We start from the raw sequence: 21,861 nt of genomic DNA, 5'->3' as shown, positions 1-21,861 counted from the left end.
GGCTCTCTTGCCCTGCTCCAAAAAGAGCAGTCCTAGAGAGCCATTCTTTTATAGACGCGTTGCAAAGCCCTTGTGCCGCTACGATCTGTAAAACAGCCAAAAACCGGTACAGCCCTCAAGGCCATGGCCCTTCAACCCTTCTTCGAGGGGCACCCCACCAGGAAAAAGCAGGGAAGCTGCTGACCTTACTTGCGCACCTGAGGCCGCATACCAACCTTGACAGGAACATCCAGCTCCTTGCCATCGCGCAGCACACGTAACGTCACGGTCTGCCCAGGTTGCACGGGGCCAATCTGGTTGAGCAGATCAATTGAATCGGTCACTGGCTGACCATTCAACCCCAACACGATATCCCCAACCAGCAAATGGGCCTCGGCAGCCGGGCCATGACGCTGCACGCTGGCAATAATCACACCCGCATCACTTTTCAGCTTGAAGCTCTTGACCAAGTCTGGCGTGATGTCCTGCGGCTCCAGCCCCAGCCAACCCCGCGTCACTTCTCCATTACGAATGATCTCGTCCATAATGGCCAGCGCTGTCGAAGCAGGAATGGCAAAGCCGATTCCCAGCGACCCACCGGTTTCAGAATAAATAGCGGTATTGATCCCCACCAGTCGGCCCGTCACATCCACCAAGGCACCACCAGAATTGCCCGGATTGATTGCCGCATCTGTCTGGATAAAGTTCTCGTAAATATTGATACCCAGGCGATTGCGCCCCAGCCCCGACACAATACCCATTGTGGTGGTTTGCCCCACTCCGAAAGGGTTGCCGATAGCCAGTACGACATCTCCCACCTGCAACTGATCCTGGGACTGTGTCCGGATCACCACCAGTTTGGGCAGATCGATCTTGAGCACAGCCAGATCGCTTTCCGGGTCCGAACCAATCAAGCGAGCCTTGGCCTGACGCCCATCCGACAAGGCCACCTCAATGGCGTCGGCCGCCTCGATCACATGGTAATTGGTCAGGATATAGCCTTGTTCGTGTACGATCACGCCCGAGCCCAGGTTGATTGTGGAGCGACGCCCCATCAGATCAGGCAGTTCACGGAACAGACGTTGCAAATCGGGGTCTTCCAGCAAGGGAGAATTGCCTTCCAAATGCTTGCTGGTGTACACATTAACGACAGCCGGCGCGGCCTGGGTGACCGCCGAGGCATAAGACAAGGGGCTCTCCTGGGCGACAGGGGCCAGTAAAGAAGGAACCGGTGCCGGCATGACCACCGCATCAGTTGTGCGCACGGGTAACTGGGGTGCTCCCAACCACTGAGGCCTGAATGTCACCACAATAAAAAAACCCGCTAAGCAGATCGTCACCGCTTGAGCAAATACTAGCCACAATCGACGCATAGCACTCTTTCAGATAAGGATTTCCATGACTCAGGTTTCAACGGCAGAACTGGCCAACTGGCTCAATAGCACCTTGGATATCACCCGTTTCAAAGACTACTGTCCCAATGGGCTCCAGGTCGAAGGCAAGCCCTATATTGGCAAACTTGTCACCGGCGTAACGGCCTCGCTGGCGCTGATTGATGCCGCTATTGCCCGCCAGGCGGACGCAATTTTGGTACACCACGGCTGGTTCTGGAAAAACGAGAACCCATGTATTGTTGGCACCCGAAAAACTCGTATCGAACGCGTCCTGTCGCATCAGCTTAACCTCTTGGGCTATCACCTGCCCCTGGATGCGCATCCCGAGTTTGGCAACAACGCTCAACTGGCTCGGCAATTAGGCATTGAGGTGCTCCGTGATGCAAACGGCTTGGCACAAACCTGTGGCCCGGACGGACTGGTCTGGCTGGGTGAACTGCCTGCCCCCGTTTCACTGGAAACATTCGGCCTGACAGTTTGCAATAACTTACACCGCAAACCACTAATTGTTGGTGATTTACAACGGAAAGTCCGCCGAATCGCCTGGTGCACGGGAGGCGCACAGGGTTTTATTGATAGTGCCGTTGCCGCCCAAGCCGATCTTTATATCAGCGGTGAGGCCTCAGAACAGACCTTTCACAGCGCACAGGAAAACAATATTGCCTTCATGGCTGCCGGTCACCATGCCACCGAACGCTACGGTGCCAAAGCTCTGGGTGAGGAAATTGCGCGTCAATTTGGTATTGAGGTGGAGTTCATCGACATGGACAACCCGATCTGACTTCACCAAAAACCAGCACATATGACCTTGAACAAGCTTTAAAGCCCCGCATGGCTAGACAAGCCCAGGCCAGGAAAGGCTAAAATCAGGCATCCGGCGCGGGCAAACTTGGCCCTGCCGGTGGGTTTACATAAACAAAAGGTGCCGAAAGGCACCTTAAAGCTTTGATACGTTTGGGCTTTTATTTTTTCAGCGAATCCCTGATCTCACGCAGCAACAGCACGTCTTCAGGGGTTGGCGCGGGAACGACTTCCGCTGCTTCTTCCTTGGCCACCGTGGCGCGCATACGGTTAATCATCTTGACCATGCAAAACACCACGAAGGCCAGCAAGATGAAGTTGATCAAAATGGTCAGGAAGCTACCCCACGAAAGAACAACAGCCCCTGCCGACCTCAAAGCTTCCAGGGTTTCTGGGCCGGTAAAGCCCTCTGGTCTACGCAAGACTGTGAACTGATTGGTAAAATTCACCTCGCCGCCAAGGATGAAACTGATGACGGGCATGATGATGTCTTTTACCAGCGAGTCGATAATCTTGCCGAAAGCAGCGCCAATAATGACACCGACCGCAAGGTCCATCATGTTGCCCTTAACGGCGAACTCCCGGAATTCGTTCAGGAAACCTCGAGCCTTGTTCATATGTTCACCTTTGATCAAGTTATGCTGCGCTGGGTAACGCGTATAATGTGCGGTTGAATAATATACCCAGGCCCAAATCCGTAAATTGTGGTATTGCCCGAGTCGGGCAGGAATAAGGATACTAGAATGAGTCAGAACACGACACAGCCCGATGCCAGAGGCGCGGTTGATTTCAATCTTCCGCCCGATCCTTCGCGCCGCACCTGGGTCGCCACCGCCTGTGCATTAGGTGGTGTTGCTGGTGTGGCAACAGCTGTTCCCTTTGTCAGCTCCTTTGCTCCTTCGGAGAAAGCAAAAGCGGCCGGCGCTCCCGTAGAGGTTGATATTTCCAATATCGCCCCCGGTCAGATGCGCACCGTTGAATGGCGCGGGAAACCGGTCTGGATTCTGCACCGCACCCAAGAGCAACTGGACGCCCTGCCCAAGCTCGATAGCCAACTGGCCGACCCTGACTCGGACCGTCCCGGCTACACCCCCGCGTACGCCAAGAACGAATATCGTTCGCGTCGCCCTGAAATCTTTATCTGTATCGGTATTTGCACCCACCTGGGTTGCTCCCCTACCCCGCATCTGGCCGCTGGCGCTGGCGCCGGTCTGCCCGGTGGTTGGGAAGGCGGCTTTCTGTGCCCCTGCCACGGCTCCACGTTTGACCTGGCCGGCCGGGTCTACAGCAACAAGCCTGCTCCGGACAATCTGGAAATCCCGCCCTACGAGTTCTCGGCCGACGGCACGATGGTTACCATCGGCGTAGACGAAAACAACAAGGCCTAAGGCGGCTGTAACCCAATACGTACTATTTAAAAAGATAAAGGAGCCGTTTCATGGCTGGCGAGAAAACCGTCGAAACGACAGGACTCTTGGGATGGATTGACAGGCGCTTCCCCCTGACATCCATGTACAAAGAGCACATGTCAGAATATTACGCGCCGAAGAACTTCAACTTCTGGTACTTCTTTGGTTCCCTGGCACTGCTGGTGCTGGTCATCCAGATTGTGACTGGTATTTTTCTGGTCATGAACTACAAGCCTGATGCCAAACTGGCCTTTGAGTCGGTTGAGTACATCATGCGCGAAGTGCCCGGTGGCTGGATCATCCGCTACATGCACTCCACAGGCGCTTCCATGTTCTTCGTGGTGGTGTACCTGCACATGCTGCGCGGCTTGTTCTACGGTTCTTACCGCAAGCCTCGTGAACTGGTGTGGATCTTTGGCGTTGCCATTTTCCTCTGTCTGATGGCTGAAGCCTTCATGGGCTACCTGCTGCCATGGGGCCAGATGTCCTACTGGGGCGCCCAGGTGATTGTTAACCTGTTCTCGGCCATTCCTTTCATTGGTCCTGACCTGGCTATTTTCATCCGTGGTGACTACGTGGTGTCCGACGCCACCCTGAACCGCTTCTTTGCGCTGCACGTCATTGCTGTGCCTCTGGTCCTGCTGGGCCTGGTTGTGGCTCACCTGATCGCGCTGCACGAAGTCGGTTCCAACAACCCTGACGGTATCGAAATCAAGAACGGCCCCAAAGACGCGCAAGGTCGTCCTTTGGATGGCATTCCCTTCCACCCCTACTACTCGGTACACGACATCCTGGGTGTGGCTGGCTTCCTGATTGTATTTGCCGCGATTGTCTTCTTTGCTCCTGAAATGGGCGGCTACTTCCTGGAGTTCAACAACTTCAGCCCAGCCGATGCGCTAAAGACTCCTCCACACATTGCGCCTGTCTGGTACTTCACGCCTTTCTACTCCATGCTGCGTGCCACAACCGCTGACTTTACCTGGGTTCTGGCCGGTGCTTCCGTGCTGGGCGCGCTGGTGCTGTTCGTCAAAGGCAAGCTGCCCGGTATCTGGCGTCTGGCTGTTCCAGCCATCCTGATCGCTGTTGCTGTGTTGCTGCGTGTTATCGACGCCAAGTTCTGGGGCGTGGTGGCCATGGGTGGTACGGTCGTGATCCTGTTCTTCCTGCCTTGGCTGGACAAATCGCCTGTGAAGTCGATTCGTTACCGTCCTACCTGGCACAAAGTGCTGTACGCGATTTTCATCATCAACTTCCTGATCTTGGGTTACCTGGGCACGCAGGCCCCGAACGACTTGTTCAACCTGCTGAGCCAGATCGGTACGGTGATCTACCTGGCATTCTTCCTGTTGATGCCAGTATGGAGCCGCATGGGTACATTCAAACCCGAACCTGATCGCGTGACTTTCCGCCCTCACTAGGCCCCCAACACGAAACGGAATGACCATGATTAAAAAACTGCTTGGCGCTCTGGCCTTGTCCCTTACCTGCACGGTGGCTGTGGCCGCCGAAGGTGGCTATGCCCTGGAGCGCGCGCCCGACCGCATGAATGACATGGCGGCTTTGCAAAATGGCGCAAAACTGTTTGTGAACTACTGTCTGAACTGTCATAGCGCCAACTCCATGCGCTACAACAAGCTGACAGATATCGGCCTGACCGAAGAAGACATCAAGAAAAACTTGCTGTTCTCCTCGGACAAGGTGGGTGATCTGATGAAGATCGCCATGACCCCGGAAATGGGCAAGAAATGGTTTGGTGCTGCTCCTCCTGACCTGTCCGTGATTGCACGTGCCAAGTCCACCAACCTGGGCCCTAGCGGCGCAGACTACATCTACACCTACCTGCGCACTTTCTACCGTGACGCATCCCGTCCTACAGGCTGGGATAACCTGGTTTTCCCAAGCGTGGGTATGCCTCACGCCATGTGGGAGCGCCAAGGTGGTGTGACTTTGCACCGTACGACCGTGGCTGAAACCGCCAAAGACGATGGCAGCAAAGAGTGGGTCAAGACAGTCGCCAGCTACGATCCCGCCGGCTTCTCGTCCGTCAAGACAGAAGTATTGGACAATTACACTGGCCATGCCTCCGACTCGGTCAAGCTCGAGCCCGTCAATGCCAAGATGGCTGCCAAGTACGACAGCGATGTCGCCGACCTGGCCAACTTCATGGACTGGATGGCAGAACCTGTGCAACTGGAGCGCAAGAAAATTGGTGTGGGCGTAATCCTGTTCCTGCTCTTGTTCTTTGCCGTTGCATGGCGCCTGAACAGCGTTTTCTGGAAAGACATCAAGTAAAACGCTATGCTAGACGGGCAGGCCTAACTAGCCTGCCCGGCTTTTTATTGTTAAAACCCTCTGCAGGGTTTTAAGTTCTGAGCCGTGAGGCTCTTGTTTTTATTTCTACGACTGGAATCTCCTACCATGATGGTGCTCTACTCTGGAACAACTTGCCCATTCTCACAGCGCTGCCGTTTTGTGTTGTTTGAAAAAGGCATGGATTTCGAGATCCGCGACATCGACTTGTACAACAAGCCTGAAGATATCGCCGTCATGAACCCCTACGGACAGGTGCCCATCCTGGTAGAACGTGACCTGATCTTGTACGAATCGAACATCATCAATGAATACATTGATGAGCGTTTCCCGCATCCTCAGCTGATGCCTGCGGACCCTACCATGCGCGCCCGTACTCGCCTGTTCCTGTACAACTTCGAGAAGGAACTGTTTGTACACGTGGCTGCCCTGGAAGACCGCCGCAACACGGATGCCAAGGCACAAGAACTGGCCCGTCAGCAAATCCGCAACCACTTGTCGCAGTTGGCTCCGATCCTGCTCAAGAACAAATACATGCTGGGTGAAGAATTCTCCATGCTGGACGTGGCGATCGCTCCCCTGCTCTGGCGCCTGGACCACTACGGTATCGAACTGCCCAAGAGCGCTGCTCCTGTGCAAAAGTACGCCGAGCGCGTGTTCTCGCGTCCTGCTTACATTGAAGCGCTGACGCCTTCCGAAAAAGTCATGCGTCGCTAATTCATTATGCAAGAGACCTCTACCAAACCCTACCTGTTGCGCGCTCTACACGAATGGTGTTCTGATCACGGATACACACCACACATTGTGGTCACGGTAGACGCCAACACTGTTGTTCCACGCGGCCATATTCAGGATGGTCAAATCACCCTGAATATTGGGCATCTGGCCACCAATGGCCTGATCCTGGGTAACGATTACATTGAATTCCAGGCCCGCTTCGGCGGTGTCACGGAAGACATTTTCGTGCCCGTAGCGGCCGTATCGGCCATCTACGCACGCGAAACAGGCGCTGGCATGGGTTTTGAGGTCGTCGAATCCGAGCCTTACGCGGAAGGCGAAGCACCAGAGGCAGCCCCTGAAGCGACACCGGAAGCGCCCGTTGCCAAAAAAGACGCTGACAAGGTCTCGCACCTGAAAATCGTCAAATAAGGCGCGTTCGACGCAGACAAAAAAGGCTCCGTAAGGAGCCTTTTTTACCTCTTGGATAACCAGTTCTACTACAGATATCAAATAGTAGAACCGGTCACCCAAGCACTTGCATTGTCACTGAGCGCAGCCAAGAACACTCTCTTTAATTAAGCACGCTAAGTTCTACCCCTACTGCACCGCCTCAGCCTGATTGCGACGACGCCCAGCCGCCACACGCCACTCCAACAAGCTCTTGAGCATCACGGACACGATGGCGAATAGAGCCAGTAGCGCAGCCGCTGTAAAGGCCGCAGCCGCCTTGTTATCGTTGTTCAACTGATCCACCAGCAGGGACAAGGTCAAGGTCTGATTCATGATGGTGCCAGACACCACGGACACCGCGCCGAACTCGCCAATCGCACGAGCATTGGTCAGCACCACGCCATACAGCAAGGCCCATTTGATATCCGGCAGCGTGACGTGCCAGAAGATCTGCCAACCATTGGCACCCAGACTTAACGCCGCCGCCTGCGCGTCCGAGCCTTGCGCCTGCATGATAGGAATCAGGATACGGGCCACATAAGGCGTGGTCACAAAGATCGTGACCATCAGGATTCCCGGCCAGGCGAACATCAACTGGATATCACGTGCGCTTAACCACTGTCCCAGAGACGACTCCACTCCGTAAACCACCAGATAACACAGACCTGCCACCACCGGGGAGACCGCGTAAGGCAAGTCCACCAAGGTACTGAGCAAACGACGGCCACGGAACTCGTAATGCGTCAGACACCAGGCCAGCAAGATGCCAAAGACCATGTTCAAGGGCACCGTCAATGCCGCCACAAACAAGGTCAGCCCGATGGCATGCAGCATATAGTCCTCTTGCAGATTGCTCCATAAAGCTGGCAAACCATCGCCCAAGGCTTTGGAGAAGATCAGTATCAGGGGGACCACCAGCAGACCCAGCACCAAGGCAATGCCCAAGGCCAGAATCAGGCGATCAGCCGTGCTTTTAGGTGTTTTTCTCATGACGCCCTCCGCTGCCAGCCCAACAAGCGATTCTGCACTAGTTGCAAGGTGAACAGCAGCAGCAAGGAGGCGATCAAGATCACCGAGGCAATCGCCGCCGCCGCCGGATAGTTGAATTCTTGTAGGCGCACAAAAATCATCAGGGACGACACTTCGGTTTTGTAGGGAATGTTGCCAGCAATCATGATGACTGCGCCGAACTCACCCAAACTGCGGATAAAAGCCTGGGAGGCTCCCGTGACCAGCGCAGGAATCAGCGGAGGAAACACCACTTTGCTGAACGTCTGCCAGCCACTGGCACCCAGTGTGTGGGCAACCTCTTCGTACTCGGCCCCCAGCTCTTCAATCACGGGCTGCACAATACGCACCACAAAGGGCAAACTGGTAAAGGTCATGGCCAGAACAATGCCGGGGTATTGATAGGCGATCTTCCAGCCTTCCGGCAGAAACTGACCAAACCAGCCGCCGGGCACAAACAGCGTCGCCAAGGTCAAACCCGCTACCGAAGTCGGTAAGGCAAACGGCAGGTCTACCAAAGCATCGATCAGGCGACGCCCCGGAAACTCAAAGCGCGTGATGATCCAGGCAATAATGAACCCCACCACGCTAGCAGTCAGGGTGGAATAAAGGGCAGCGCTGATCGTAACCTGATAGCTGCTGACGACGCGCTTATCCGTGACCGCACGCCAATAATCGGCCAGACTCATGTCACTGACGTACATGAACAAGGCCGACAAAGGCAGCAGCACAATAATGGACAGGTACAGGACGCTAAAGCCAAAGCTCAGCCCAAAACCCGGCATGACGGGGCGACGCAGAAAAAAGAGTGGCTTTAGCGCAGTCTTCGCCCCGGAATCCTGCACCCCGCCCACAAGAGTACGGCTCATGAATTACTTGGCCAGCAACTGGTCCAACACGCCATTCGCGGCAAAGTGGCGGCTTTGAATATCAGTCCAGGAACCCAGGAGGTCGGTGGGGTTGATCAACTTGACCGGTGCGTATTTGGACTCAAACTCCTTGGCAACAGCAGGATCCGTCACACGGTAGTTGAAACCAGCCAACAGACGCTGAATCTCCGGGGTGTACTGGAACTTCAGGTATTCGGTCGCCTCCTTGCGGGTGCCCTTCTGGTCAACCACACGATCCACCACGGCTACGGGGAACTCAGCCAATACGCTGACGGGGGGCACCACCACTTCCAGTTCACTGCCCTTGAATTCGTCGCTGGCGGCAATATTAAGCACTTCGGATTCAAAAGTCAGCAACACATCACCCTGACCATTCTGGGCAAAAGCCACAGTCGCGCCACGGCCCCCGGTGGGGAAGCTCTCGACATTAGCCAGCACCTTACCGACAAACTCTTTGATCTTGGCTTCATCACCGCCAAAGGCTTCATTGGCATACAGCCAGGACGCCAAATAGGTGTAGCGAGCATTGCCCGAGGTCTTGGGGTTCGGGAACACCAGTTTCACATCGTCACGCACCAGATCATCCCAGGACTTGATGTTCTTGGGATTGCCCTTGCGCACCAGGAAAGCGATAGTGCTGTAGTAAGGCGAGCTGTTGTTCGGGAATTTAGTGGCCCAGTCCTTGGCCACCGCGCCGCGCTCGGCCAGGAACTCAATATCGGTGACCTGGTTGAAGGTCACGGTATCGACTTTCTTACCCTGAATAATGTCCTGGGCCTGACGGGAAGTTCCGGCAAAAGACTGATCAATCTTGATGTCTTCGCCCGTAGTGGCTTTCCAGTGCTCAACAAACTTGGGGTTGATTGCCGCAAAGGTCTCACGGGCCACATCAAACGAGGCATTCAGCAAAGAAACCTGGGCGCTGACATTACCACCCAGCAAAGACGTCAACAACAAGGCAGAGCCAACAACAGACTTCAATTTCATGGTGTTCCCCAACGTTCCCGGACGCGGCCTTCGGAGCCCGTCACTGATGTTCAATTGCGCGCTTTCTATATAAGCACAGCTTGGATAGATCAGATTATGGGTAGGGAGAAAGGCATTTAAAACGACATTTTCATCATGCGCTTATAACCAGAACCTACTTACTGGCTGAGCCTGTGAGTCTTGGACCACATCAATATTTTTCTGGTGATTGCTTCTTCTCGAAAATTCCGGCTATAATCGTCAATTCGCCGGCTTAGCTCAGTTGGTAGAGCAGCGCACTTGTAATGCGAAGGTCGAGGGTTCAACTCCTTTAGCCGGCACCACGAATAAAACAAAACGCCAAGCTTTCAAAAGCTTGGCGTTTTGTTTTTCTGCTGTCCGAGTCTTGCTGCTAGCCAGGCGGGAACCCCTCGTACTGAATAAGCCCATCAGCAATCTCATGCCACGCGGCTTTTGAGCCCACGAAAACGTGACAAGTGGGACGCAGACCAGGGTCATCGTCCAACACCCCTAACGCCAAGCCCAGCTCTTCTGGTTTTTGATCGAATTTAGTCAAAATATTTGACCCGCACCTGGAGCAAAAACCCCGGTGCTCTCCTGGCGATGACTCATAAAACCGCAGCAGTTCCTGACCGCGACGCCAATGAAATTCCTTGGTCTTGACCTTGCCCCGCGCCCTGAATGCAGAACCATGCGACTTGCGACACATGCTGCAATGGCAATAGAGCAGGTTCGTAATAGCGCCGGTAATCTCAAAGACCACGCCTTGGCAAAGACAGCTTCCTTTCACACGCCATACCTCCAAAGAGTAAGTTTCCCGCCGCAGATTTCAGCGGGCGTCGGACACCTTACTCGATAGAGGATACAAGACATTGGGTCAAATCTGCCGGGCATGAAGCCCCCAATAAAATCATCGTCCGTTCCAGCTCCTGAGCGACCAGGCCCAACACGTCAGAGACGCCCTGCTCGCCGCCTTGAGCCAAACCGTAGGCGACGGCACGTCCCAGGAATGCGCCCGTCGCTCCACAAGCGATGGCCTTGGCGACATCTGCACCACGCCGAAAGCCGCTATCGATAAACACCGGCATCTGCGTTTTGACGATATCCATGATTTGCGGGAGAACGCTGATTGTTGAAGGCGCACAGTCCAGTTGTCGGCCACCGTGATTGGACACAATCAGTCCATCTACACCGTAATGCAAGGCCTGACGTGCATCTTCAGGATGGAGCACACCTTTGATCAGCAACGGGCCGTCCCACTTGGAACGCAGCCAGGAGACATCATCCCAAATCAAGCGGCGATCCATGCTTCGCGCCAGCAGTGCTGCCTGTGCCTGGGCGGAGCTGGCTCCTTGCGTGGGCATCAGGTTGACAAACTGGGGTTGGCCGGCCAAAGCCTGACGCCACAGCCAGCGGGGCTGCGAAGCCATATCCAGCAATAAGCGGGGGCCTGGACGAAACGGCAATTTGAAGCCGTGGCGTATGTCCTTTTCTCTATAACCACCTACAGGCACATCGACGGTCAAAACCAAGGCTTCGAACCCGGCTTGGCGGGCGCGATCCAGAATGGAATTGGCCATGCCCCTGTCTTGCATCACATACAACTGCATCCAGCATGGGCCTTCGCAGACTTCACGCACCTGCTCCAAAGGGCTATTGGAGGCAGTGGACAAAATGTACGGCAAGCCCGCCTTGCCTGCGGCACGCGCTGCGTGCAGATCCCCACGTGGACGCACGACATCGATCAAGCCAACGGGAGCGACACCAAAAGGCGCAGCCCATCGGCGTCCAAATACCTCTATTTCTGTTGATACCGCCGACGTATCACGCAAACTGCGTGGCGACAAAGTCAGCGTCTGCAAATCTGCCTGATTACGAGCCAGACAGAGTTCGTCTTCTGCCCCACCAGCAACATAGTCATAGACAAAGCGTGGCAGGCTGCTTTGGGCCGCTACCTGAAAATCTTGAATATTGAGCCGCATGATGCAAGCTGCCTCCCACCTGATGCCGGGCGTACAAGGCCCGATTCAATTTAATTGTTTAAGCATCAAGTATATAGTTGAAAGCACCGCTCCATGCAAAGAAAACACGTCTGTTTCTGCTCAGCCAAAGGAGAACGTGCTGGCAAGAACAGGCGACCAAGCTGACGACGGGCAGACGGAGGGTCGTATAAGGGGCGACCAAGCAGATACGCCGGCACCTTGGCTAGCTAACTCCTGCTCGTCACGGACTTCCCACTAATACGACCCATCTCCAGATTCGGTATTTGGTCATTAGTCGAAAGCAGAGCGATTACTCCAACCCTGTAAATAGGGCAACTTCGTGACCTGGTGCTTAACAAGTACTCAAAACTTTGCAGACCAGGCAATACTGGCTAACACTGGCTCAGAAAGAAGCAGCAGTTCAAGCCAGAAGCTTGAAACCGCTGCGTTATTCCTGAGGCAGTCTTTACAATCTAACCGGCGTCACAAGACTGCCTTGTGTAAGGTAACTCTCAACATTCTTTAACACCAGCTCGCACATGGCGGCACGGGTTTCACGGGTTGCGCTCCCTACATGAGGCAGCACGACTACCCGCTCGTTACTTAACAACTCGGCAGGCACATCGGGTTCGTTCTCGAACACATCCAATCCGGCGCCGCCTAATTGGCCATGCTCAAGAGCCGCCACCAAGGCTTTTTCATCCACCACAGAGCCGCGAGCGACATTGACCAGGTAGCCGTTGGGCCCCAAGGCTCTCAAGACCTCGGCAGACACCAGATGGTAAGTTTGCGGGCTGCCGGGGCAAGCCACGATGAGGAAATCGCACCATTGCGCCAAAGCCAGCAATGAAGGCTCGTGCTGCCAAGGCAACTCGGGTTTGGCACTACGTGTGTGATAGCGGATCTCCATATCAAAGCCGATAGCGCGACGCGCAATAACCTGCCCGACTCGTCCCATACCCAGCATGCCCAGACGCTTGCCACTGACCCGAGTGCTGGGCATGGTCGGGCCGACACGAGGCCAGTCACCACGCCGGACATGTCGGTCGGAAGCCGAAATGCCACGCACCACATCGATCAACAAACCAATCGCCAAGTCGGCCACGCAGTCGTTAAGAACGTCTGGAGTATTGCTCAGCATCACCCCACGCGCACGGACTGCATCCAGGTCGATGGCATCGTAGCCCACGCCCAGGCTACAAATAGCCTTCAAATTAGGCAGTGCTTCAATCAGCCCCTTGTCTGCGCCCTGCGTTCCTGTGGTGACCAGCACCGTAAACTCGCCGCCACGCTCACGCAAGAACAGCGCTTGATCAGGCGCATCACTCAGAGTTTCAACCGGACACAAGGCAGGCAGTTTGCCCGCCAGAGGAGGCGGCAAGGGGCAGGCTTGAAGAATCTTCGGGTTCATGGTCATGCTTCGCTTGTAAAGACGTCGAAATCAACTTGTTTAAGCAGGGCATTGCTCTGGCGTATGACATGACCGGCAGCACAGGCCTTGCGACGATAAGCCAACCAGCGCGGGTCAGCCTCCAGTGCGTTACGACGGGCTTCCCGGTCAGCCATATCCTTGTATGCCCACAGATGCACCACCTGATTCAGTTCGCCTACTTCCGTGGTGTAGTAGCCGTGACAAGCGCCCAGATGTTCGATTTGTACGGCACGCCCTTGCGTTGCATACAGGGACAGGAAGTCGCGCAGCAGGCCGGTAGGGATGGTATAGGTTCTTTGGTCGATAATCATGTTGCGAATCCGTTTTTATCCAAGGTATTTGGGCAAGAGCAGCGAAATAACTGGAAAAGCCAAGAGCACCGCCAGGCGGAAAATATCCGCTACCACAAAAGGCAAGACTCCCCGATACAGCGTGCCCATCTTCACGTCGGGCAGCAGGCTTTTCAGCACCATGACGTTCATGCCCACAGGCGGGGTGATGAAACTGATTTCTGTGACCACCACGACGATGATGCCGAACCAGACCAGGTCAAAGCCCAGGTGCTGCACCAGCGGGTAGAAAATAGGCACGGTCAGCAAGACCATGGACATGCTCTCCAACACACTGCCCAGCACGATATAAATCGCGCAAATCAGCAAAATCACCACGATCGGGCTCATCTCGAACTGCTGCACCCAGTCCTGCAAGTCGCTGGGCATGGAGGTGAAATTGATAAAGCTGGAAAACAGCAAGGCGCCGATCAGCACCAAGAACAACATGCCCGTCGTACGCGCCGACTCAACCAGCACATTGGACAGTGTCTGCCAGGTCAAACGGCCACGCAGCAGCGCAAACAGAAAGGCACCGCAAGCACCAATCCCAGCCGCTTCAGTAGAGCTAAATACCCCGCCATAAATGCCGCCCATCACGATAATGAACAACACCAGCACCCCCCAGACATCGCGCAGCGCACTCAAACGCTCTTTCCAACTCATGCGTTCACCGGGAGGCCCGGCATTAGGGTCGCGCCAGATCGTCCATCTGACCGCCAAGAGGTAGAGACCCACAGCCAACAGGCCGGGCAGAACACCGGCGGCAAACATCTTGCCTATGCTTTGTTCGGTCAAGATGGCGTAGACCACCATCACAATTGAGGGTGGAATCAGAATGCCCAGCGTGCCACCCGCAGCGATCGAACCAGAAGCCAAGGCACGGCTGTAACCGAGCCTACGCATTTGCGGGTAGGCCACTTTGGACATGGTGGCCGCCGTCGCCAGACTGGAGCCACACACCGCGCCAAAACCACCACAGGCCACTACCGTAGACATGGCCAGCCCACCCTTTCTATGCCCCAAAAACGCATAGGCGGCAGCGTAAAGCTCTTTGGACAATTTGGCTTGAGTAATGAAGTTACCCATCAAGATGAACAGCGGCAGCACCGACAGCAAATATTGAAAACCGCTTTCACGCACCACTGCGCCGGTCATGGCGTAGGCCGAAGGCCAGTTGCGCATGATGCCAACACCGATAAAACCCACCAGGGCCATGGAAAACGCTACGGGCACCCGCAGGAAGATCAAAAGGAGCATGGCGGCAAAGCCAATCAGCGCTTCAGTCATTCTGTGCCTCTTGTTCCAGATGGGCCGTCTTTGCGTTCCTGCTCCGGCCAAGCTGCCCCAACTCCACCAGTGTGTTGACGAACAGCATGATGCTCATGAAGTAAACAACCGGAGCCAATGGCAGCCCCAGCAAGGTGGTCTGATCAGCGTACTCGGCCGCCGACTCGGCTTGTGTCCAGCTGACCATAGCCAGCAAGGCACTGATCCCCGCTGCCAGCAAGTGGCTGGAGATATGAACGACTCGCGCCCCCCTATCCCCACCGGGAACGGGCACCAGGTCGACCACAATGTGTTCACGCGCCATGGTGGCAAAGACAATGCCGCAGAAGATCACCCCCACCATGAGTATTTCCGTCAGTTCTACCGCACCCATCACCGACACGTTGAAAATGTAGCGTCCTAGTACATCGGCCAAAGTCAGCAAGGCCAGCGAGACCATGCATAACTCAGTCAGACGCCGAAGACCCGCTCTTAATAAAGAGAGAATGGAGTTCATGCTTTGTAGCTCCGGGGCTGCTGGCGCACGCGGCGTCCAGCAGGTTCAAGACAGTCTGAATACGCTGATCACTGGCCGCTTTCCCGCGCTTTCAGATCGGCACGAAACTCGGCCAGCACGGCAGGCCCGTCTATGCCCTTGGCCTTTGCAGCAGCAAGCCAGGTTTGCTCGAACGAAGCTGTGCGCTCTTTGACGGCGGCAATCAGCTCTTCACTGGCAGGGTGAAACTGCACATGACTTGCCTGCAGGGTTTTCAGAGCGGCCACATCCGCATCACCCCAGGCCTTGCCCCCCATGCGCGCGATATGCTCACCCGAAAGCCCCACCACGATCTCGCGGTCTTTTTCAGACAAGCGATCAAAGGCACCCGGATTCATGATGATGCCGTGCAAATCGGCATAAAGACCGCCGGGAAAAACCGTCGCATGCTTGACGACGCTGTCCAGACGAAACGAAACAACCGATTCAGGCGGGAAAAGAACCCCATCCACCACGCCGGTGCTAAGCAGTTCATACGATTCGGAAGCAGGCTTTACCACCGCATTCACATTCAGCGCCTTGGACAGATCGGCCTGCATGCCACCGCCAATACGCAGCTTCAGGCCATCGAAGTCGGCAATGTTTTGTACCTGTTTTTCTGTGGTGTAAACACTGCCCGGGCCGTGACCATAAATACCCAGCAACTTGATGCCGCGATGCTCTTTGGCATCTTGCAGATACTTGCTATAGATATCCCACGCTGCCAGCGAGGTGGACTCGGCGCTATTGCCCGAAAACGGCAGCATGGCAAATTTCATCAAATCGAAATTGCCGGGGTAATAGGAGTAGGAAATAAAGGCCAGATCAACCAGGCCATTGCGTACCGCATCCAGATGCCCAACCGGGTTAGTGGCCGCCTTGGTCAGGAAGTTGATCTTGACGCGCCCTTCGGTGGCCTGCTCCACCTCTTTGGCCCAGGGCTTCATGAAATTAGCGACCAAAACATGTGTCTGCGGAATCCAGGCCGAAAAAGTCAGCTCCACCGGTTTGTCCGCTTTTGCGGGACCTGCCGCCACACCCAGGCTCGTTAAGGCAATACCCAACAGGCGAGAAATCCATCGGTTCTTCATGGGGAATCCTTTTTAGTGGTAGATCGTTATAGGTATAGTTAGCCAGGCCCTTCAGGAAACAAGAGCCTGTTCAATCAAGGTTTTGACGTCGCCGTCGTGCTGCATACCCAACTGCGTGGCGATTGCCGTTGTCAACGGTGGCCACTGGGCGAACTGCCGGTCAAACTGGGGGTTGGACTGAAAACACAAACCCGCATCGGCCCCCCGGCCATAGCGGGATTTCGCAGCCTGTACCAGGTCTGCAACTTGAAGACGCTGGGCGGGCAGATTCCATACTCGCCCCTCCGGCAAGCGGACCGTTTCGATGCTTGCCGTTGTCAAAAGATGTTGTACGCAGGAAGGCAAAGAAAGCAGCCATATCCACCCCTGCGGGCTGATGGGACACTCGTAAGAGCTACCAGCGGCAAGGGCATGAATCAAGGAGCTGGCAAATGAAGACAGCGCCGTTTCGGCAGTCATGGGCCTGGCAACCACGGTAGGCAAGCGAACCGAGCGACCATCCAGAAAGCCACGGCGGCTGTAATCGGCCAACAGCAACTCCACCATCCGCTTCTGCGTCCCGTAACTTAAGGTGGGTGCCACTGGGGTGTTGTCATCTACCTGTAGGGGCAGCGGCGTACCGAAGACACCAATACTGCTGGCATACACCACAACGGGACACTGTTCTTGTTGTCGCAAGTGCTCGAACAAGCTCACCGTGCCGGCGATATTGACGCGCAGGCCCAGCGCGAAATTCTCCTCAGCAAGCCGACTGGTCACCGAGGCCAGATGGAAAACCGTATCAGGAGCAGGGGTCAAAGCGGCCTGCAGCACGGTCTCATCGGACAAGTCACCGCTAATGCAGCGCAGGCCAGGCTCGTGGTGATAGCTTTGCTCTTCAAAAGCCAGATCCACCAAGGTCAGGCTTTGAATTTCTTTGGCTGCCAGACGTTTGGCTACCGCACGGGCCAGCGCTTGACCGATGTAGCCGTTGCCGCCGGTAATCAAGACATGCTTCATGGCTTATCTCCCAGCAGCCTGCGGGCAAGCGACAGCATGGCGATGGGGCACAGCCAGCACACTGCGATCACGCAAGGGCTGACACCAGGCCAAACCTTCTGACGGCAGTGCGCGAGGCTGATACTCGCAGCCCAGCCAAGCGTCGTAGCCCAAAGTGGGCAAGGCAGCCACGCCTTCCAGCAAATCATGTTGTGCAAGATCCGGCTCGTAGCGCCCATCGGCACCCGCGATCTGCACATAGCCGATCCAGGGCGCACAGGCCGCAACGCTGGAACGGACGTCCAAACTTTCTTTGACGCAGTGGTAGTAATCAAATTGCAGGCGCAGGCGCGGGGAATTGAAATGCTGGAGCACCTCTATGACCTGTTCGGGCAAATAATAAAAATACCCGGCCATATCACTGCGATTGAGCGCTTCCAGCGTCAGGATCAAATCATCCGCTTCAGCCAAGGCTAAAGCATGTTCCAGATTACTGATCAGTGCGGCCCGACCGTCTTCCTGCGCAAAGGGGCTGACATCGCCCGCCATCACGTGGATACGACGGCACCCGGTCGCCTGTGCAACCGCACGGGCACGATCAAAGGCTTGCCGAAACTGGGTCTGTGCGCCGGGAATCGCCGCCCAGCCCAGCCTGCCCTGCCCCTCGCCTATTGGCGTATTGATGAGCGTCAGCTCCAGCTTTGTGGTTTGCAGTTGCTGGGCGTACCACGCCGGAGCGTAGTCATAGGGCAGCAAAATCTCAACACCCTTAAAACCATCGGCCGCCGCAGCCTCAAAGCGTTCGCTCCAGTCCAGGTGCCGATACAACCAACTGAGATTAGCGGATAGTTGCATGGGGCTGCCCGCCTTATGCGCTTATCTGGCGAAGGAAGGCGTCACGCTGCTCAGGCATAACGACACTGACCAAGGCAGACACTTCGGCCTGACCTAAACCCATGGCGCTAGCCACACGCAACATTTGCTGCACGCTGGCCGCCACCGGCATAGGCGCACCACTTTGTTGAGCATTGGCGATCAGGGTGTCGATATCCTTGAGCATGGTGGACAGCGCACCGATGCTTTTTGCCTGTGCTTCTATCATGCGCGGGGCAAAGATCTGCAAGGGCTTGGAGTCCGCCCAGCCGCCCGCCAGTGCGGGTGCCAGTTTGTCCACATTGATGTTATTGCGTCGGGCAAAGCCAATGGCTTCGGCCAGTGCCGCGATCGAGGTCGCCACGATAGCCTGGTTGCACAGTTTGGTCGCCTGCCCGGTCCCAGAAGGCCCCATATGCGTGATATTGCCGGCATAGGCGCGCATGGCAGCCTCGGCCTCGGGCATATGGGTTTCGCTACCACCTGTCATGATGGCCAGCGTACCGGCCTCCACGCCTGGAATACCGCCAGACACTGGGGCATCAATCCAGTCAGCCCCGCAACGTTGCGCCAAACGAGCGGCCAAGTTGCGCGTGGCTTCCGGGTCGATGCTGGAGTGATCCACCAGCCAATTAAGACCTGCTGCCTGAGCAATGCCATCCGCACCGAACACCACGGCCTCGGCAGCCTTGGCGTCAAACAGGCATAGCAAGACACCGTCGGTGCCTTCAGCCGCTTCGCGTGGCGTGCTCACAATCTGCGCACCGAGCGCCGCCAAGGGCTCGGCCTTTTCCCTGGAACGGTTCCAGACTTTGACCTCGTGGCCCGCTTTCAGCAGGCGCTGCACCATAGCAGCACCCATCAATCCTAAACCGCAAAAACCGAGTTTCATCTTATACGTCCTCAAGCTGTTCTTGCGGCCACTGGGCAGCACCCGAATGGGTCACTGCCCCTTCATTGGTCGGCCCAACCAGACGTGCGTACTTCTCCAACGCGCCCGCCAAACGATCTCGTACATAGGGTTTCCATTGCGCCCGGCGTACGGCCAGTTCCTCATCGGACACATGCAACTGCATGCTGCTTTGCGTAGCGTCGATGGTGATACGGTCACCGTCACGCACCAAGCCGATGTTCCCACCGGCTGCCGCTTCAGGGCTGGCATAGCCGATGCACATGCCGCGTGTCGCACCCGAGAAACGGCCATCAGTCAGCAATGCCACTTTCTCGCCATTGCCATGGCCGTAAATGGCGGCGGTAACGCTTAGCATCTCGCGCATGCCGGGGCCGCCTTTGGGGCCTTCATTGCGAATGATCAGTACATCGCCAGTCTCGTAGGCCTGCCTGGACACCACGGCCATACAATCTTCCTCGGTTTCAAAGACACGGGCGCGGCCTTCAAAAACCAGAGACTTCAAACCGGCAATCTTCAGCAAGGCCCCATCCGGACACAGATTGCCCTTGAGCACAACCAGACCGCCTGACGCATGAATAGGCTGATCACTGCTACGCACGATACGACCATCAACATCGGGGAAACTTTCCAAGGCCTCGGCCAAGGTTTCACCGGTAATGGTCAACACATCGCCGTGCAGGTGCCCGCTCTTCAAGAGAGCCTTGAGCACGACGGGCACCCCACCGATCACGTCCAGATCGCGTGCCAGATAACGGCCACCGGGCTGCAAGTCGGCGATAAGAGGTGTGCGGTTAAAGACCTCAGCCAGATCATCCATGGTGAAGCGGATACCCACCTCGTGCGCTATAGCAGGGATATGCAAGGCCACGTTGGTTGAGCCGCCCGTCGCAGCCACAGCCGCAGCGGCATTTTCCAGGCTCTTGCGTGTGATGAGATCACGCGGCAGTGGACCACCATTTTCCAGAATTTCCATCACCCGACGACCGGCACGGCGAGCCAGTGCGTGTCGTTGGCTGTAGACCGCTGGTGTGGTCGAAGACCCCAGGAAGGACATGCCCAAAGCCTCGGCCACCATACCCATGGTATTGGCAGTGAACTGGCCCGGACAGGAGCCGACAGTCATGGCACAGTTGCGCTCGATGCCGTGCAACTGCTCCAGGGAAATCGCCCCGGTCTGGTAGCGGCCCACCCCTTCAATGGCGGTCAGCACGGTATTTTCAGTGCCATCGGGCGAGTAGCCCGGCAACATGGAACCGCCATAAATGAACACCGAGGGAACATTAAGCCGTGCCATGGCCATCAAGGTGCCGGGCAAGGTCTTGTCGCAACCACCCAAACCGACCAAAGCATCATAGGCGTGACCACGCACGGCTATTTCCATACTGTCGGCAATCATCTCGCGCGAGACCAGACTCATGCGCATGCCAGCGTGGTTCATGGAGGTGCCGTCAGACACGGAAATCGTGTTCATCATGACGGGCACGCCACCACCTTGTGCAACCCCCAGGCGCACACTGTCTGCCTGCGGGCCCAACGATTTGGAACAGGGTGTGTTGTCTCCGGCGGTTCCGATGATGGCGACCATCGAGCGGTCCAGGTCATCATCATCCAGGCCCGTTGCACGCAGAAAGGCTCGGTGTGGGGTGCGGGTTACGCCCTCGGTCACTGCTTTTGATCTATGTTTTTTTAGCATGGTCTTTGGTGGGGAATGAGTAGTTGAAAGATCGATTCAATCGGGCAGATCCAAGCGGTCAAATATCCAGGAGACATCTTCCTGAATGTATTGACGTGCCTGGGCGAAATTGCCGTTACGCAGCGCGATTACGGCGGACTCGTGCAATTGGTCCGAGGAGTCCTCGTTGTGGAGTAATTCGCGGGTTTCGCGCAGATAAGCACCTGACTGCAGCCACAGGCTCTCGATCATGGCGAGCATGACCGGAGACTGGGCGGCGGCGTAAATCGTGAAATGAAAGATCCGATTTTTTTCCAAGCTGCTGGCCACGCCTTTGGGCGTACGACGCTCTTGTGTAATTTCTTGCGCCAACTGTTCCAACTGATCCAGCACAGAGGATGTCAGCAAGGGGCCGGCCCACTCGGTGACGGTGCCTTCGATCAGAACACGTGCACGACGAATATCGCTCAAGCAGGCTTTGGTGATCAGCGGAACGCGCGTGGTGCCGTTGGGCAACGGCTCTAGCCCCTGTTGTGCGACCAGGCGGCGTAATGCTTCACGCACGGGCATGGTGCTGGTGCCCAGCGCGTCGGCCAGGTATTGAATACCCAGCACTTGGCCGGCACGGTATTCCCCGTGCATCAGCTTGTTTCGCAGGGCTTGATAGACCGCTTCGTTAACGGATTGCCGAACGATAGGTTGAAAAGCTTCGAGCGGAGCACTGGCGCTTGCAGCATCTGAATGTTTCATTAGATTCCGTCACAAAGTTAGTTCGAGCAATGATTTGTGATTTTTGATCAATTCTAAGGACGGACTTCTTTGACAATAAATCAGAGCTA

23 protein-coding genes and 1 tRNA gene are annotated in these 21,861 nt (G+C 55.9%); 7 read left to right on the top strand and 17 right to left on the bottom strand.

The genetic code is table 11. The features are described 5' to 3' along the window. Positions 1–185: 185 nt before the first annotated feature. Complete coding sequence (locus CA948_RS14750) at positions 186–1,352, bottom strand: S1C family serine protease (RefSeq protein WP_094198000.1); 1,167 nt, start codon at positions 1,350–1,352, stop codon at positions 186–188. 25 nt (positions 1,353–1,377) lie between these two features. Here CA948_RS14750 and CA948_RS14745 point away from each other — a divergent pair, with 25 nt between their 5' ends. Further along, positions 1,378–2,154 carry a Nif3-like dinuclear metal center hexameric protein gene (locus CA948_RS14745; RefSeq protein ID WP_094198001.1) on the top strand — a complete coding sequence of 259 codons (777 nt, stop codon included), beginning with the start codon at positions 1,378–1,380 and terminating at the stop codon, positions 2,152–2,154. Positions 2,155–2,335: 181 nt separating this feature from the next. On the opposite strand, the gene mscL is transcribed toward CA948_RS14745, so the two are convergent. After that, a complete protein-coding gene (mscL, locus tag CA948_RS14740; protein WP_094198457.1) occupies positions 2,336–2,791 on the bottom strand; it encodes a large conductance mechanosensitive channel protein MscL in 456 nt (151 codons plus the stop codon). A 126-nt stretch (positions 2,792–2,917) separates the two neighbouring features. Between mscL and petA the strand changes: the two genes are divergently transcribed. The 5 genes from petA (at position 2,918) to CA948_RS14715 (ending at position 7,042) form a co-directional block, all read left to right on the top strand. After that, positions 2,918–3,562, top strand: a complete 645-nt coding sequence (petA, locus tag CA948_RS14735; RefSeq protein WP_094198002.1) for a ubiquinol-cytochrome c reductase iron-sulfur subunit — start codon at positions 2,918–2,920, stop codon at positions 3,560–3,562. A gap of 50 nt (positions 3,563–3,612) precedes the next feature. Beyond that, on the top strand, positions 3,613–5,001 hold the full coding sequence (locus tag CA948_RS14730) for a cytochrome b (RefSeq protein WP_094198003.1): 1,389 nt from the start codon (positions 3,613–3,615) through the stop codon (positions 4,999–5,001). Between the two features lie 19 nt (positions 5,002–5,020). Further along, on the top strand, positions 5,021–5,875 hold the full coding sequence (locus tag CA948_RS14725) for a cytochrome c1 (RefSeq protein ID WP_094198004.1): 855 nt from the start codon (positions 5,021–5,023) through the stop codon (positions 5,873–5,875). 126 nt (positions 5,876–6,001) lie between these two features. Beyond that, complete coding sequence (locus CA948_RS14720) at positions 6,002–6,610, top strand: glutathione S-transferase N-terminal domain-containing protein (protein ID WP_094198005.1); 609 nt, start codon at positions 6,002–6,004, stop codon at positions 6,608–6,610. A gap of 6 nt (positions 6,611–6,616) precedes the next feature. Further along, the gene (locus tag CA948_RS14715; protein WP_094198006.1) at positions 6,617–7,042 is read left to right on the top strand and encodes a ClpXP protease specificity-enhancing factor; all 426 of its coding nucleotides are present in this window, start codon (positions 6,617–6,619) and stop codon (positions 7,040–7,042) included. Positions 7,043–7,210: 168 nt separating this feature from the next. Here the strand turns inward: CA948_RS14715 and cysW are convergent, their stop codons facing one another. From cysW to cysP, 3 genes are read right to left on the bottom strand one after another with little or no spacing between them, the layout of a single operon-like run. Next, positions 7,211–8,053 (bottom strand): sulfate ABC transporter permease subunit CysW, encoded by an 843-nt coding sequence (gene cysW / locus CA948_RS14710; RefSeq protein ID WP_108728393.1) that lies wholly within the window; start codon positions 8,051–8,053, stop codon positions 7,211–7,213. Further along, a complete protein-coding gene (gene cysT / locus CA948_RS14705; RefSeq protein WP_108728392.1) occupies positions 8,050–8,940 on the bottom strand; it encodes a sulfate ABC transporter permease subunit CysT in 891 nt (296 codons plus the stop codon). Before cysT ends, cysW begins: the two co-directional genes overlap by 4 nt. 3 nt (positions 8,941–8,943) lie before the next feature. Continuing rightward, entirely contained in the window at positions 8,944–9,948 is a 1,005-nt protein-coding gene (cysP, locus tag CA948_RS14700; RefSeq protein ID WP_094198009.1) for a thiosulfate ABC transporter substrate-binding protein CysP, read from the bottom strand. A 247-nt stretch (positions 9,949–10,195) separates the two neighbouring features. Between cysP and CA948_RS14695 the strand changes: the two genes are divergently transcribed. Then, positions 10,196–10,271 (top strand) — tRNA-Thr (locus tag CA948_RS14695). A gap of 68 nt (positions 10,272–10,339) precedes the next feature. On the opposite strand, the gene CA948_RS14690 is transcribed toward CA948_RS14695, so the two are convergent. The 12 genes from CA948_RS14690 to CA948_RS14635 all read right to left on the bottom strand — a co-directional run bounded on the left by CA948_RS14690 (position 10,340) and on the right by CA948_RS14635 (position 21,772). Next, positions 10,340–10,711, bottom strand: a complete 372-nt coding sequence (locus CA948_RS14690; RefSeq protein ID WP_376912705.1) for a GFA family protein — start codon at positions 10,709–10,711, stop codon at positions 10,340–10,342. Between the two features lie 85 nt (positions 10,712–10,796). Continuing rightward, complete coding sequence (locus tag CA948_RS14685) at positions 10,797–11,930, bottom strand: alpha-hydroxy acid oxidase (RefSeq protein WP_108728390.1); 1,134 nt, start codon at positions 11,928–11,930, stop codon at positions 10,797–10,799. A gap of 466 nt (positions 11,931–12,396) precedes the next feature. After that, positions 12,397–13,347, bottom strand: a complete 951-nt coding sequence (locus CA948_RS14680) for a 2-hydroxyacid dehydrogenase (RefSeq protein ID WP_108728389.1) — start codon at positions 13,345–13,347, stop codon at positions 12,397–12,399. Next, complete coding sequence (locus CA948_RS14675) at positions 13,344–13,673, bottom strand: NIPSNAP family protein (protein ID WP_094198015.1); 330 nt, start codon at positions 13,671–13,673, stop codon at positions 13,344–13,346. The genes CA948_RS14680 and CA948_RS14675 overlap by 4 nt, the downstream gene beginning before the upstream one ends. A gap of 15 nt (positions 13,674–13,688) precedes the next feature. Beyond that, entirely contained in the window at positions 13,689–14,981 is a 1,293-nt protein-coding gene (locus CA948_RS14670; RefSeq protein WP_094198016.1) for a TRAP transporter large permease, read from the bottom strand. After that, positions 14,974–15,477 (bottom strand): TRAP transporter small permease, encoded by a 504-nt coding sequence (locus tag CA948_RS14665; RefSeq protein WP_234354354.1) that lies wholly within the window; start codon positions 15,475–15,477, stop codon positions 14,974–14,976. The genes CA948_RS14670 and CA948_RS14665 overlap by 8 nt, the downstream gene beginning before the upstream one ends. Positions 15,478–15,545: 68 nt before the next feature. Further along, positions 15,546–16,586 carry a TRAP transporter substrate-binding protein gene (locus CA948_RS14660; protein ID WP_108728388.1) on the bottom strand — a complete coding sequence of 347 codons (1,041 nt, stop codon included), beginning with the start codon at positions 16,584–16,586 and terminating at the stop codon, positions 15,546–15,548. Between the two features lie 51 nt (positions 16,587–16,637). Beyond that, positions 16,638–17,585 carry an NAD-dependent epimerase/dehydratase family protein gene (locus CA948_RS14655; protein ID WP_108728387.1) on the bottom strand — a complete coding sequence of 316 codons (948 nt, stop codon included), beginning with the start codon at positions 17,583–17,585 and terminating at the stop codon, positions 16,638–16,640. A 3-nt stretch (positions 17,586–17,588) separates the two neighbouring features. Continuing rightward, the gene (locus CA948_RS14650) at positions 17,589–18,419 is read right to left on the bottom strand and encodes a hydroxypyruvate isomerase family protein (protein ID WP_108728386.1); all 831 of its coding nucleotides are present in this window, start codon (positions 18,417–18,419) and stop codon (positions 17,589–17,591) included. Positions 18,420–18,432: 13 nt separating this feature from the next. Next, the gene (locus tag CA948_RS14645; RefSeq protein ID WP_108728385.1) at positions 18,433–19,329 is read right to left on the bottom strand and encodes an NAD(P)-dependent oxidoreductase; all 897 of its coding nucleotides are present in this window, start codon (positions 19,327–19,329) and stop codon (positions 18,433–18,435) included. A 1-nt stretch (position 19,330) separates the two neighbouring features. Next, a complete protein-coding gene (gene ilvD / locus CA948_RS14640) occupies positions 19,331–21,043 on the bottom strand; it encodes a dihydroxy-acid dehydratase (RefSeq protein ID WP_094198022.1) in 1,713 nt (570 codons plus the stop codon). 36 nt (positions 21,044–21,079) lie between these two features. After that, entirely contained in the window at positions 21,080–21,772 is a 693-nt protein-coding gene (locus CA948_RS14635) for a GntR family transcriptional regulator (RefSeq protein WP_094198023.1), read from the bottom strand. Positions 21,773–21,861 lie beyond the last annotated feature (89 nt).

Origin of the sequence: Alcaligenes aquatilis (assembly GCF_003076515.1) — a bacterium.
Classification (GTDB): Bacteria; Pseudomonadota; Gammaproteobacteria; order Burkholderiales; family Burkholderiaceae_B; genus Alcaligenes; species Alcaligenes aquatilis.
The sequence above is the reverse complement of the archived record's forward strand: the minus strand, read 5'-3'. Positions and strand labels throughout refer to the sequence as shown.

Bases quoted from the DNA above. Each gene is read 5' to 3' on its own strand.
- cysW (WP_108728393.1), bottom strand. From the start codon at position 8,053: ATGAGAAAAACACCTAAAAGCACGGCTGATCGCCTGATTCTGGCCTTG.
- CA948_RS14635 (WP_094198023.1), bottom strand. From the start codon at position 21,772: ATGAAACATTCAGATGCTGCAAGCGCCAGTGCTCCGCTCGAAGCTTTT.
- CA948_RS14675 (WP_094198015.1), bottom strand. From the start codon at position 13,673: ATGATTATCGACCAAAGAACCTATACCATCCCTACCGGCCTGCTGCGC.
- CA948_RS14745 (WP_094198001.1), top strand. From the start codon at position 1,378: ATGACTCAGGTTTCAACGGCAGAACTGGCCAACTGGCTCAATAGCACC.
- CA948_RS14750 (WP_094198000.1), bottom strand. From the start codon at position 1,352: ATGCGTCGATTGTGGCTAGTATTTGCTCAAGCGGTGACGATCTGCTTA.
- ilvD (WP_094198022.1), bottom strand. From the start codon at position 21,043: ATGCTAAAAAAACATAGATCAAAAGCAGTGACCGAGGGCGTAACCCGC.
- CA948_RS14720 (WP_094198005.1), top strand. From the start codon at position 6,002: ATGATGGTGCTCTACTCTGGAACAACTTGCCCATTCTCACAGCGCTGC.
- CA948_RS14715 (WP_094198006.1), top strand. From the start codon at position 6,617: ATGCAAGAGACCTCTACCAAACCCTACCTGTTGCGCGCTCTACACGAA.
- CA948_RS14670 (WP_094198016.1), bottom strand. From the start codon at position 14,981: ATGACTGAAGCGCTGATTGGCTTTGCCGCCATGCTCCTTTTGATCTTC.
- mscL (WP_094198457.1), bottom strand. From the start codon at position 2,791: ATGAACAAGGCTCGAGGTTTCCTGAACGAATTCCGGGAGTTCGCCGTT.
- CA948_RS14680 (WP_108728389.1), bottom strand. From the start codon at position 13,347: ATGACCATGAACCCGAAGATTCTTCAAGCCTGCCCCTTGCCGCCTCCT.
- petA (WP_094198002.1), top strand. From the start codon at position 2,918: ATGAGTCAGAACACGACACAGCCCGATGCCAGAGGCGCGGTTGATTTC.
- cysT (WP_108728392.1), bottom strand. From the start codon at position 8,940: ATGAGCCGTACTCTTGTGGGCGGGGTGCAGGATTCCGGGGCGAAGACT.
- CA948_RS14645 (WP_108728385.1), bottom strand. From the start codon at position 19,329: ATGAAACTCGGTTTTTGCGGTTTAGGATTGATGGGTGCTGCTATGGTG.
- CA948_RS14725 (WP_094198004.1), top strand. From the start codon at position 5,021: ATGACCATGATTAAAAAACTGCTTGGCGCTCTGGCCTTGTCCCTTACC.
- CA948_RS14685 (WP_108728390.1), bottom strand. From the start codon at position 11,930: ATGCGGCTCAATATTCAAGATTTTCAGGTAGCGGCCCAAAGCAGCCTG.
- CA948_RS14730 (WP_094198003.1), top strand. From the start codon at position 3,613: ATGGCTGGCGAGAAAACCGTCGAAACGACAGGACTCTTGGGATGGATT.
- CA948_RS14665 (WP_234354354.1), bottom strand. From the start codon at position 15,477: ATGAACTCCATTCTCTCTTTATTAAGAGCGGGTCTTCGGCGTCTGACT.
- CA948_RS14660 (WP_108728388.1), bottom strand. From the start codon at position 16,586: ATGAAGAACCGATGGATTTCTCGCCTGTTGGGTATTGCCTTAACGAGC.
- CA948_RS14650 (WP_108728386.1), bottom strand. From the start codon at position 18,419: ATGCAACTATCCGCTAATCTCAGTTGGTTGTATCGGCACCTGGACTGG.
- cysP (WP_094198009.1), bottom strand. From the start codon at position 9,948: ATGAAATTGAAGTCTGTTGTTGGCTCTGCCTTGTTGTTGACGTCTTTG.
- CA948_RS14655 (WP_108728387.1), bottom strand. From the start codon at position 17,585: ATGAAGCATGTCTTGATTACCGGCGGCAACGGCTACATCGGTCAAGCG.